The following is an 11,766-nucleotide window of genomic DNA, read 5'->3' as shown; positions in this document are numbered from 1 at the left end:
AAAAAAATTACATCCATTGTTCCTTGTTAAGTACACAATCTAGCGAAAAGTGCTGTATCTAGTCAAATAAAGCATTCTAAGTTTGCAATTATTAGTTTTCGAAATGCGGGAGAAGTAAATTTCCCAATAGTTCGGAATTAAAGTGAAATTTAATTACAAGATCAGGCTGTGTCTGGGATAACAGAATAAAAGCCACCTTTTCGGGTAGCTTTTATACGAAAATATTGGAAGAAAAGTAATAACTAGAAACAATATTTGCGGATCGACTTACTCAGAACATCAATCGTTGGATCGATAAAATCGAAGCTTAGGAACTCATCTGGTTGGTGAGCTTGGTCGATTGAGCCTGGACCCAGCACTAAGGTTGGGCAAAGTTCTTGAAGGAAAGGTGCTTCTGTACAGTAGTTCACGGTTTGTGATTCAGTTTCGCAAACTGATTCCATGCCACCGATAAATGGATGGTCATGTTGGCACTCGTAACCCGGGATAGGTTCGTGCAGTGGCGTAATCTCAATTCTGCCCGGCCATTTTGCTTCTACTTCTTTGAGTGCGCTGCGCAGCATGTTATCCAAACCATCTAAGCTGATACCCGGTAAAGGACGTACATCGTAGTGCAGCTCACAGCAACCACAGATACGGTTCGCGCTGTCGCCACCGTGAATATGGCCAAGGTTTAGAGTGGGGCTTGGAATTGCGAAACCCGGGTGGTGATACTCTTTGACTAGCTTGTCACGCAGTTGCATTAAAGCGAACAACACTTCATGCATGATCTCGATGGCGTTGACACCTAATGCAGGATCAGAAGAGTGACCTGATTTACCCGTTACTCGCACAGCGTTAGCAACATGGCCTTTATGGCCACGAATCGGCACAAGGCTGGTTGGCTCACCAATAATGCAGTAATCCGGTTTAAACGGTGCATTTTCAGTGAAATGACGCGCACCCAGCATGGTGGTCTCTTCGTCACAGGTTGCCAATACATATAGCGGCTTGGTCTGTTTGCTCCAATCCATCTTCTTTGCCGCTTCATAAACGAAAGCGAAAAAGCCTTTCATATCGGCTGTGCCTAATCCATAGAAGCGATTGTTGTGTTCTGTTAGTGCGTGAGGGTCGAAGTTCCAACGTCCTTCATCAAATGGCACTGTGTCGCTGTGTCCTGCGAGTAGCAAGCCACCTTCGCCCGATCCCATCTTAGCGACCATATTATGCTTGCCGGGTTCGACTTCCACGACTTCAACGCTAAAGCCTACGTCTTTAAACCATTGAGCCATTTTTTCGATCACTTTCTCGTTGCCATGATCCCAGCTTGGATCGGTCGAGCTAATAGAGTCTGTGGAAATTAGGCCTTTGTAGACCTCAAGAAAACTCGGTAATTGCATAATAACTTCACTTCTACTATTGACAGGAAAACCATAAGTCGGTAAAACACATATTAAATCATATTTAATGCATAAGAAATCAAATAAAGCTAAAAATTAAGTATGAATAGTCAAATTTGAAATGTAACTTACCTCAAAAATGGATGTGTTGAGATGTTGAAAACCACGATCATTGGCGCAAGCGGCTACACAGGAGCAGAACTGGCTCTAATGATAAACAGACACCCTGAGCTCACGCTATCAGGTTTATATGTCTCAGCCAATAGTGTAGACGCAGGTAAACCTATTGCGGCACTGCACGGTAAGTTAGCTGGTTTGATTGATATGCCAGTACAACCTTTAACAAATCCGGAAGAAGTAGCTAAACAGTCTGATGTGATTTTCTTAGCAACGGCACACGAGGTTAGTCACGACCTAGCGCCAATCTTTCTAGAGAACGATTGCCAAGTCTTCGACCTATCGGGAGCATTCAGAGTTAAAGGCGAAAACTTCTATCAAGAGTTTTACGGTTTTGAACATCAACACGAACAATGGCTAGACAAAGCGGCTTACGGTTTAGCGGAATGGAACGAACAAGAAATTAAAGAAGCTCAGCTTGTCGCTGTCGCGGGTTGTTACCCAACGGCATCACAACTGGCGATTAAACCTTTGGTTGAGGCCAAGTTACTGGATGAAACCCAATGGCCAGTGATTAACGCGACTAGCGGTGTGACTGGTGCAGGCCGCAAGGCGACGATGGTTAACAGCTTCTGCGAAGTAAGCCTGCAAGCTTATGGCGTCTTCAATCACCGTCATCAACCTGAAATGGCTGCACATTTAGGATGTGATGTGATTTTCACTCCACACCTCGGCAACTTTAAGCGCGGTATTTTAGCGACCATCACCATGAAACTGGCTGAAGGCGTGACAGAACAACAGATACAAGATGCCTTTGAACAAGCTTACCAAGGTAAACCAGCAGTGAGACTACTCGAAGAGACACTGCCAAGAATTCAAGATGTAGAACAGACACCTTTCTGCGACTTAGGTTGGAAGGTTCAAGGTCAACACATCATCGTTGTTTCAGCGATTGATAACTTATTAAAGGGTGCATCTAGCCAAGCGATGCAGTGTTTAAATTTACGTTATGGTTTTGCGCCATTAACTGCGTTAGTGTAAGGAAATCTAGATATGAGCCTTAATAATCAACCATTAATCATAAAGTTAGGTGGCGCAGCGCTATCTTGTGGTGAAACACTTAGCAAGTTATTTGGTGCTATCTCTGCTTACCAACAACAGGCACAACGACCAATCGTGATTGTTCACGGTGGCGGTTACCTTGTTGATGATTTGATGAATAAGTTGAATCTAGAAACCGTTAAGAAAGAAGGGCTACGTGTTACTCCTTATGATCAGATCCCAGTGATCGCTGGTGCATTAGCGGGCACGGCGAATAAATTACTTCAAGGTCAGGCGATTAAAGACGGTATCAATGCCGTTGGTTTAAGCCTAGCAGACGGTGGTTTATGCAAAGTGAGCGAACTGAACCCTGAACTGGGGGCGGTAGGAAAAGCGGAGCCGGGCGACTCAACCGTTCTGCAAGCGATTCTTAATGCGGGCGCACTGCCAATCATTAGCTCAATTGGTCTTACTGAGCAAGGTCAACTGATGAACGTCAATGCCGACCAAGCTGCGGTTGCCGTTGCGGGCGCACTTGATGCTGAACTGGTACTGCTTTCTGATGTAAGTGGTGTGTTGGATGGCAAAGGCCACCTCATTCCAAGTCTTAATCAACAGCAAGCCGATGACCTTATTGCCGGCAAAGTGATTACCGACGGCATGATCGTTAAGGTTCAAGCTGCACTAGAAGCCGCTAACGACCTTGGACGACCAATCGAAGTTGCCACTTGGCGATACCCAGAAAAGCTAACACAACTGTTTTCAGGTAAAAGCATAGGAACACAGTTTTTACCTCAGTAGGTCTCACAACGAGTCACTACTTAAAGAATTTAGACAAATTAAATAAACATATAATTATGAAGTCATTTCCAACGCTGACCGCCATGTGCAGTATGGAAACTAGGAGAAAGAAAATGAGCAAAGTTAACGTAAAGAAAGTTGTAGTAGCCTACTCTGGCGGTCTAGACACATCAGTAATCATTCCATGGTTGAAAGAGAACTATGACTGTGAAGTGGTTGCGTTTGTTGCGGATGTTGGTCAAGGCGACGAAGAGTTGATTGGTATCGAAGAGAAAGCAAAAGCTTCTGGTGCATCTGAGTGTTACATCGCAGACCTTAAAGAAGAGATGGTTGCTGACTACATCTACCCAACGCTGAAAACGGGCGCTTACTACGAAGGTAAATACCTACTAGGTACGTCGATGGCGCGTCCAATCATCGCGAAAGCACAGGTTGAAGTCGCACGTAAAGTAGGTGCAGACGCACTGTGTCACGGCTGTACTGGTAAAGGTAATGACCAAGTTCGTTTTGAAGGCGCATTTGCTGCACTAGCACCTGATCTACACGTAATTGCACCATGGCGTGAATGGGATCTAGTGAGTCGTGAAGAGTGTCTAGATTACCTGGCTGAGCGTAACATCCCTTGTACGGCTTCTCTTACTAAGATTTACTCGCGTGATGCAAACGCATGGCACATCTCAACAGAAGGCGGCGTTCTAGAAAACACATGGAATGCACCTAACGAAGATTGCTGGGCTTGGACTGTAGACCCTGAGCAAGCGCCAAACGAATCTGAAACAGTGACGCTTAAAGTTGAAAAAGGCGAAGTGGTTGCGGTTGATGGCGAAACAATGACGCCATACAACGCACTGGTTTACCTAAACGAGAAAGGTGCTAAGCACGGTGTTGGTCGTATCGATATCGTAGAGAACCGTCTTGTTGGCATCAAGTCTCGTGGTTGTTACGAAACTCCGGGTGGCACAATCATGATGGAAGCACTGCGTGCAGTAGAGCAACTGGTTCTTGATAAAGCGGCATTCGAATTCCGTGAAGAGCTCGGTGTTAAGGCTTCTCACCTTGTATACGATGGTCGTTGGTTCACTCCACTATGTAAGTCAATCCTTGCCGCGACAGAAGAGCTAGCACAAGACGTGAATGGTGAAGTGGTTATCAAGCTTTACAAAGGCCATGCAACGGTGACTCAGAAGCGTTCTGACAACAGCCTGTACTCAGAAGAGTTTGCAACCTTTGGTGAAGATGAAGTTTACGACCAAAGCCATGCTGAAGGCTTCATCCGCCTTTACTCGCTATCAAGCCGTATCCGTGCTTTGAATAGCCAAAAGTAATCCTAACAATGAGTTAGTGAGCTAGCCTTTGATGAAAGATTGAAGGTTAGTAAACAGACATTATTATGCAAAGCCCATTCACTATTGATTAGTGAGTGGGCTTTTTACTTTCTATTTGCCTAATAAATCAGCTTCGGTTTTTCCTATCGGATGGCATATAATTCGCGCTCCACGCTAAAAATAATCAATGGATTGAACTGTTGGTGAATAAATATGTGAAAATAATGAATTAATACTTTATTTTCATTTTGAATTGCCGTAAGTTTAAACCATCAGAAAAATACTGAATCTTAATCAGAATTATCATTTGCAAAAACAGTGAGCACTGTGCAATTAGGAGATACACAATGGCATTATGGGGCGGTAGATTTACCCAAGCAGCAGACACCCGGTTCAAAGATTTTAACGATTCTCTTCGTTTTGATTACCGATTGGCTGAGCAAGACATTGTGGGCTCAATTGCCTGGTCTAAAGCTCTACTGTCGGTCAACGTATTAACAGAAGAAGAGCAACAGAAGCTTGAGTTAGCGCTGAATGAGCTAAAACTTGAGGTGATGGAAGATCCTGAACAGATTCTACGTTCTGATGCAGAAGATATTCACAGCTGGGTTGAGCAGCAACTTATCGGCAAAGTCGGTGACTTGGGCAAAAAACTTCACACTGGCCGTTCTCGTAACGACCAAGTGGCGACAGACCTGAAACTATGGTGTCGTCAGCAAGGTAACCAACTGCTACTGGCATTGGATCGCCTACAAAGCCAAATGGTGAACGTTGCTTCTCAGCATCAAGAAACCGTGCTTCCTGGCTACACTCACTTACAACGTGCTCAGCCGGTAACTTTTGCTCACTGGTGCTTGGCTTACGTTGAAATGCTTGAGCGTGATTATTCACGTTTGAATGATGCGATTAAGCGTCTAGACACATGTCCGCTGGGTTCTGGTGCCCTTGCTGGAACAGCTTACCCGATGGACCGTGAAGAGTTAGCTCACAACTTAGGTTTCCGTCGTGCAACGCGCAACTCTCTAGATTCAGTTTCTGACCGCGACCATGTGATGGAGCTAATGTCGATTGCTTCTATCTCTATGCTTCACCTTTCGCGTCTTGCAGAAGATATGATTTTCTACAACTCAGGTGAATCAAACTTCATCGAGTTAGCGGATACCGTGACGTCAGGTTCATCTCTGATGCCACAAAAGAAAAACCCAGATGCGCTAGAGCTTATCCGTGGCAAAACTGGCCGTGTTTACGGTTCATTAGCGGCAATGATGATGACAGTAAAAGCTCTGCCTTTGGCGTACAACAAAGACATGCAAGAAGATAAAGAAGGTCTGTTCGACGCTTTAGATACTTGGAATGATTGTATGGAAATGGCAGCACTCTGTTTTGACGGCATTAAAGTGAACGGCGAACGTACACTTGAAGCCGCGAAACAAGGCTACGCGAACTCAACTGAATTGGCTGATTACCTAGTAGCGAAAGGGATTCCTTTCCGTGAAGCTCACCATATTGTTGGTGTGACGGTAGTGGCGGCGATTGCTAAAGGCTGTGCATTAGAAGAATTAACCATCGCAGAGATGAAAGAGTTCTCTGAGGTGATTGAGGAAGATGTGTATGACATCCTGACCATTGAATCGTGTCTTGAAAAACGTAGCGCGCTAGGCGGTGTATCTCCACAGCAAGTGGCTTACGCGGTTGACCAAGCTGAGAAACGTTTATCACAGCGTGATACGTCCATCGTCAAGGTTCGTCCTGCTCGTCTGACCGATATTGAAGCGTTGGAAGGTATGGTCGCTTACTGGGCGAACATGGGTGAAAACCTACCTCGTTCTCGTAATGAACTGGTGCGTGATATTGGCTCGTTTGCGGTCGCAGAGCATCATGGTGAGGTGACAGGTTGTGCATCACTCTATGTGTATGACTCTGGCCTAGCGGAAATCCGTTCACTGGGTGTCGAAGCTGGCTGGCAAGGTCAAGGGCAGGGTACCGCAATTGTGCAGCACTTGGTTGAGAAAGCGCGACAAATGGCCATCAAGAAGGTGTTTGTGCTGACTCGTACACCTGAGTTCTTCATGAAGCATGATTTCTTACCGACATCGAAATCTTTGCTGCCTGAGAAGGTACTGAAAGATTGTGACCAGTGTCCTCGTCAACATGCATGTGATGAAGTGGCCTTGGAAGTGAACTTGGTAGAGCAGATTATTGCTAAGGTTAATGTTGCATAAGGCATTGATTTTATAGTCCCTAAAAAAAAGATCAAAAATATGATCTTTTTTGGGAACAAACTAAGAAAAGCTCGGTCTATTAAAGTACCACTGCTTTTTCTTAGAATTTTCTAAGAAAGCCCTAGAATCGATTGGTTCTGGGGCTTTTTTCTATCTGCTGTTTGGGAAATGATGACGGCTTGCTAAGGCGAGTCATTTAATTGGACATCTAGCCTTTATCACTTATCTAGCAAAGTCTCTCTGTTAACGCTTTTTGTTCCTTAAAGGCAGCACGACAAACTTCATTATCCAATGCAACGACAACAAGCCACTGAATGCGAAAGCGGCCATCATCAAAGCGATGGCATTGATGGTTTTTGGGTCTTCTCTGAAAAATAGCCACCATACTCCCCAACTCAAAATCGACAACACCATCAGCTGATTCATGCAACGCTGGCAACGACCGAGCTTGTTACGGATTTTTTCACTTTTATTGCAATGAATGCATGTCACCTTGGGTTTGATTCGCGTTATGCTTGTTGCCCTGATAATAACACGTCACAAGATATTGGATCACGGTGACACAGAGAGAGAAAGTCGATGATTGAGCGCCAAGAAACCAAACAACGCATGAGCCGTATTGTGAAACACAACGGCACTATCTACCTATGTGGCCAAGTGTGTGCTGATGCAACCAAAGACATCACTGAGCAAACACAAACGATGCTGGATAAAGTCGAAGCCCTACTTGATCAAGCAGGCAGCGACAAAGAGCACATGCTGTCAGCAACGATTTACTTGAAAGACATGAAAGACTTCCAAGAAATGAATGCAGTGTGGGATGCATGGGTACCAGAAGGTCACGCTCCAGCTCGCGCATGTGTGACTGGCGACATGGCTCGCGAAGCGCTATTGGTTGAGATCTCTGTGATTGCTGCTGAGAAGTAATTGCTTAAAGCTTTTAGTGACGCAATGGCTTCAAGAGATTCCAGATACCTCGTCCCTCGGTTCTGGAATGACGAGTTTAGTTTTGGTTTAGCTGATGCGTCACTTTGATTTTCTTCAGTTTAGACGCGTTTTGAAAAGCACCGTTATTCTGGTTAGCTTCGCCTAGACGTGTATGAAAATTGCTGTCATTCCCGAGAGCGACGAAGGAGCGTAATCGGGAATCTATAGTTTACTCGTTGCCAAAAACAAAAAGGAAAGCCAATGGCTTTCCTTTTTAGTATCTAACGTTTGTTAACTGCTAATTGACTGGCGCTAGTCTGAGATTAACAGCCCGGGCCACAATCCAGACAGTGTTTCACCATCTCTGGACCTAGGTGCAGTTTCGCATTCAGGTCACGTAGCGCTGTTCGTACACCTTCTTCGATTACTGGGTGGTAGAACGGCATGTCTAGCATTTCAGAAACCGTCATCTTGTTCTGGTGTGCCCAAGCTAACAAGTGAGCCAAGTGTTCTGCGTTTGGTCCCATCATCTCAGCACCAAGGAAGCGGCCTGTACCTTGCTCGCCGTAAACGTGCAGAATACCTTTGTTGCGTAGCATCACTCGTGAACGACCTTGGTTCTCGAAAGACACTTCACCCGTTGCGAAACAGCCACATGTGCCTAAGCGGGTAGTGATCTCTTTGTACGTTTCACCAACCATCGCGATTTGTGGGTCAGAGAATACCGCTGAGATTTTAGAGCGGCGTAGGCCTGCACGAATCTCAGGGAAGCGACCAGCGTTGTCACCTGCAATGCGTGCTTGGTCAGCTGCTTCATGTAGTAGAGGCAGTTGGTTGCTTGCATCACCAGCGATAAATATTGATGGTAGTGATGTTTGTAGCGTGTAGTGGTCTGCGATTGGCACACCACGTTCATCAAGCTCTAGAGAGGTATTCTCTAAGCCAAGCTTGTCAGTGTTAGGGCGACGACCTGTTGCTGCTAGTACGTATTCAACGACGTTAGTTTCTAATTCACCTTGTTTATTGATGAACTGGATTTCGACACGTGGCTCACCCGATTCAGTGGTAATGCGCTTCATGCTTTCGATTTTCACGTCGGCATCGAGATAGAACTCTTCATTGAAAGCTTTATCTGCATAAGCCATGATCTCTGGATCAGTTACTGGGCCAACTTGACCACCCAAACCGAACAGTTTGGTCTTCACACCTAAGCGGTGCAGTGACTGACCAAGCTCAAGACCAATAACACCAGGGCCAAATACCGCAACCGATTCTGGTAAATCATCCCAGCTGAACACGTCGTCGTTAATGATCAGGCGATCGCCAAGTTCATTCCAAACGGCAGGGTATGCAGGGCGAGAACCGGTCGCGATAACAATACGCTTAGCGGTGACAACCGTGTGGTCATCAATTTGTAGCGTGTTATCGTCTAAGAATTTTGCGTAACCAGAGATCTTGTCTTGCTCTGGGATTTCATCAACGCCTTCTAAAACAAAACCAACAAAACGGTCACGCTCAAACTTCACTCGCTCCATCACTTCACGACCGTTAATCACGATATCGCCTTGTGGGTGAACGCCAAAAGCCGGAGCTTTCTCGATTTGGTGTACGCTTTCTGCAGCTGCAATAAGCAGTTTAGATGGCATACAACCAACACGAGCACAGGTTGTACCGTAAGGGCCACCTTCAATCATCACGACACTGTCAGTGTGTGCTTTTGCAGCGCGGTAAGAACCTAAACCTGCCGTACCGCCCCCGATAACTGCTACATCTACATTGACTTGTTTCATAATAATTTTCTCGCAATGGCTAAATTTGGTTTGAACGAACCCCTCCAACTCTGATGATTTTTTGAGAGTCAGGATTGCGGGTCAGTTTTGTGATTCTGTTTTATTAGGTTTAGCTTGTGACTCTGCTTTTATTGCTAACTATAGGTTAGTAAAAGACAGGCGAGTCACCAGCTATATTCTTTTTCCCAAAACTCAGATAAGAGTGTTGGGAATAGCTAACCCACAAGAGGGTGGGTTAGCTGATACTTCTAAGCCTATATCGGCGATGAAGCGATTAGCCTAGGAAAGTTTCTAGTTCTTCACTACCACCGATGTGTTTGCCACCGATGAATACTTGAGGAACGGTAGTGCGACCAGAGATTGCACGTAGGCTTACTGTTGTTGCATCTTTACCTAGAACCACTTCTTCGTAGTTCAGACCTTTGTCGATTAGGTTCTGTTTTGCTTTCATACAGAAAGGACAGCCTGGCTTAGTGAATACTGTGATTGACTCTTGCTCTTTGTGCTCAGGAGCAAGGTAGTTAAGCATAGTATCTGCATCAGAAACCTTGAACGGGTCGCCTGGTACGTCTTCTTCGATGAACATTTTTTCTACCACGCCGTTTTTAACCAGCATGCTGTAACGCCATGAACGTTTGCCGAAGCCGATGTCGTTTTTCTCAACTAGCATACCCATGCCGTCTGTGAAATCACCGTTACCATCTGGGATGAATGTGATGTTTTCCGCTTCTTGGTCTGCTTTCCAAGCGTTCATTACGAATGTGTCGTTTACTGAAACACACAGAATGTCATCAACACCGTTTTCTTTGAATACAGAGTGTAGCTCGTTGTAACGAGGTAGGTGGCTTGACGAACATGTTGGCGTAAACGCACCTGGTAGGCTGAATACGATAACTGTCTTGTCTTTGAATAGCTCTTCAGTAGTTACGTTAACCCATGCATCACCTTGGCGAGTTGGGAATGTTACTTGAGGGATTGATTGACCTTCTTTAGATGCAAACATATTGATTTCCTTAAATAGTATTTTTAATTTTGTTCTATCAGAGCTTAACGTTTTTCTTCGCTCTGTTTCGTTTCGTTGAGCCCATTATTAGATAAATCCTTTGATAGCTCTAATCGTTTGATGTTATGGTTTTGATAGGTAAATTCTATCAAGAGCATTTTTCTTTTAAATGTTTCTATTAGAACCCTTGTTCTTATTAAAACCTGAGGTAAGAGACTGATCATGAACATTCGTGACTTTGAATACTTGGTGGCGCTCGCAGAGCATAAACACTTCCGAAAAGCGGCAGAAGCGTGCTTTGTCAGTCAGCCGACACTAAGCGGTCAAATACGCAAACTCGAAGATGAAATTGGACTTCAGTTAACCGAGCGTAGTCCAAGGAAGGTGATATTTACAGAATCAGGGTTACAACTTGTTGAACAAGCCAAGCGTATTCTCAATGAAGTGAAAACTTTTAAAGATATGGCGAGTGGACACGGTGAAGCGATGACGGGGCCAATGCACATTGGTTTTATTCCAACCGTGGGTCCTTACATCTTGCCTAAGATTGTTCCTCATCTTAAAGAGAGCTTCCCAGATCTTGAGCTTTACCTGCATGAAGCTCAGACCCATCAGTTAGTGAGCCAACTTGAAGATGGCAAGCTTGATTGCTTAGTACTGGCTGCGGTTGATGAAACGGCGGTGTTCAAAGAGATCGATGTGTATGACGAGCCGTTAAGTGTTGCCGTTCCATGTGACCACGAGTGGGCTCAGCAAGACACTGTCGATATGCTGCAGCTGAATGGACAAACCGTACTTGCGCTAGGTGACGGTCACTGTTTGAGAGACCAAGCCTTGGGCTTCTGTTTTGCTGCGGGCGCCAAAGATGATGAGCGCTTTAAGGCAACCAGCTTAGAAACGCTGCGTAACATGGTCGCGGCGGGGGCGGGGATTACCTTGCTTCCTCAGCTATCGGTGCCGAAAGAGAAGCAGAAAGACGGTGTGTGTTACGTACCTGCTGTGAATCCAACACCTTCACGTCGCATTGTTGTTGCCTACCGTCCGGGCTCTCCATTGAAGGGACGTTTCGAGCAATTGGCTGAGACGATTCGAACTCAACTGGAGAAGACGGCTTAGCGCTTGAATTTAGAGCCTAGTCTGGTCAGATATAGATATAAAAAA

At 45.3% G+C, this 11,766-nt stretch carries 11 protein-coding genes; 6 read left to right on the top strand and 5 right to left on the bottom strand.

Annotated elements, in window-relative coordinates; genetic code table 11:
• Positions 1-242 precede the first annotated feature (242 nt).
• Positions 243-1,379: an acetylornithine deacetylase gene (gene argE / locus AB4274_RS06360; RefSeq protein ID WP_009848891.1), complete on the bottom strand. Its 1,137-nt coding sequence runs from the start codon at positions 1,377-1,379 to the stop codon at positions 243-245.
• A 153-nt stretch (positions 1,380-1,532) separates the two neighbouring features.
• On the opposite strand from argE, the gene argC reads away from it, so the two are divergent.
• The 4 genes from argC to argH all read left to right on the top strand — a co-directional run bounded on the left by argC (position 1,533) and on the right by argH (position 6,885).
• The gene (gene argC, locus AB4274_RS06355) at positions 1,533-2,537 is read left to right on the top strand and encodes an N-acetyl-gamma-glutamyl-phosphate reductase (protein ID WP_372111368.1); all 1,005 of its coding nucleotides are present in this window, start codon (positions 1,533-1,535) and stop codon (positions 2,535-2,537) included.
• 12 nt (positions 2,538-2,549) lie between these two features.
• A complete protein-coding gene (gene argB, locus AB4274_RS06350; protein ID WP_017063686.1) occupies positions 2,550-3,338 on the top strand; it encodes an acetylglutamate kinase in 789 nt (262 codons plus the stop codon).
• Between the two features lie 113 nt (positions 3,339-3,451).
• Positions 3,452-4,663 carry an argininosuccinate synthase gene (locus AB4274_RS06345; protein ID WP_372111366.1) on the top strand — a complete coding sequence of 404 codons (1,212 nt, stop codon included), beginning with the start codon at positions 3,452-3,454 and terminating at the stop codon, positions 4,661-4,663.
• Between the two features lie 347 nt (positions 4,664-5,010).
• Positions 5,011-6,885 carry an argininosuccinate lyase gene (argH, locus tag AB4274_RS06340; protein WP_017061136.1) on the top strand — a complete coding sequence of 625 codons (1,875 nt, stop codon included), beginning with the start codon at positions 5,011-5,013 and terminating at the stop codon, positions 6,883-6,885.
• Positions 6,886-7,128: 243 nt separating this feature from the next.
• Here the strand turns inward: argH and AB4274_RS06335 are convergent, their stop codons facing one another.
• The gene (locus AB4274_RS06335; protein ID WP_372103632.1) at positions 7,129-7,344 is read right to left on the bottom strand and encodes a DUF3624 domain-containing protein; all 216 of its coding nucleotides are present in this window, start codon (positions 7,342-7,344) and stop codon (positions 7,129-7,131) included.
• Between the two features lie 120 nt (positions 7,345-7,464).
• Between AB4274_RS06335 and AB4274_RS06330 the strand changes: the two genes are divergently transcribed.
• Positions 7,465-7,812, top strand: a complete 348-nt coding sequence (locus AB4274_RS06330) for a RidA family protein (protein WP_372111363.1) — start codon at positions 7,465-7,467, stop codon at positions 7,810-7,812.
• A gap of 323 nt (positions 7,813-8,135) precedes the next feature.
• Here the strand turns inward: AB4274_RS06330 and AB4274_RS06325 are convergent, their stop codons facing one another.
• From AB4274_RS06325 to AB4274_RS06315, 3 genes are all read right to left on the bottom strand, one after another.
• Positions 8,136-9,602, bottom strand: coding sequence for a dihydrolipoyl dehydrogenase (locus AB4274_RS06325; protein WP_102370803.1), 1,467 nt, complete (start codon positions 9,600-9,602; stop codon positions 8,136-8,138).
• Between the two features lie 274 nt (positions 9,603-9,876).
• Positions 9,877-10,605: a glutathione peroxidase gene (locus AB4274_RS06320; protein ID WP_017061133.1), complete on the bottom strand. Its 729-nt coding sequence runs from the start codon at positions 10,603-10,605 to the stop codon at positions 9,877-9,879.
• A 44-nt stretch (positions 10,606-10,649) separates the two neighbouring features.
• Positions 10,650-10,829, bottom strand: a complete 180-nt coding sequence (locus AB4274_RS06315) for a hypothetical protein (RefSeq protein ID WP_017096544.1) — start codon at positions 10,827-10,829, stop codon at positions 10,650-10,652.
• On the opposite strand from AB4274_RS06315, the gene oxyR reads away from it, so the two are divergent.
• On the top strand, positions 10,828-11,721 hold the full coding sequence (oxyR, locus tag AB4274_RS06310) for a DNA-binding transcriptional regulator OxyR (RefSeq protein ID WP_017061132.1): 894 nt from the start codon (positions 10,828-10,830) through the stop codon (positions 11,719-11,721). The two genes, AB4274_RS06315 and oxyR, sit on opposite strands and share 2 nt — an antisense overlap.
• Positions 11,722-11,766 lie beyond the last annotated feature (45 nt).

Origin of the sequence: Vibrio sp. 10N.261.55.A10 (assembly GCF_041470825.1) — a bacterium.
Classification (GTDB): Bacteria; Pseudomonadota; Gammaproteobacteria; order Enterobacterales; family Vibrionaceae; genus Vibrio; species Vibrio crassostreae_C.
Note: the sequence above shows the minus strand (reverse complement) of the source record. Positions and strands in the feature narration are given on the sequence as shown.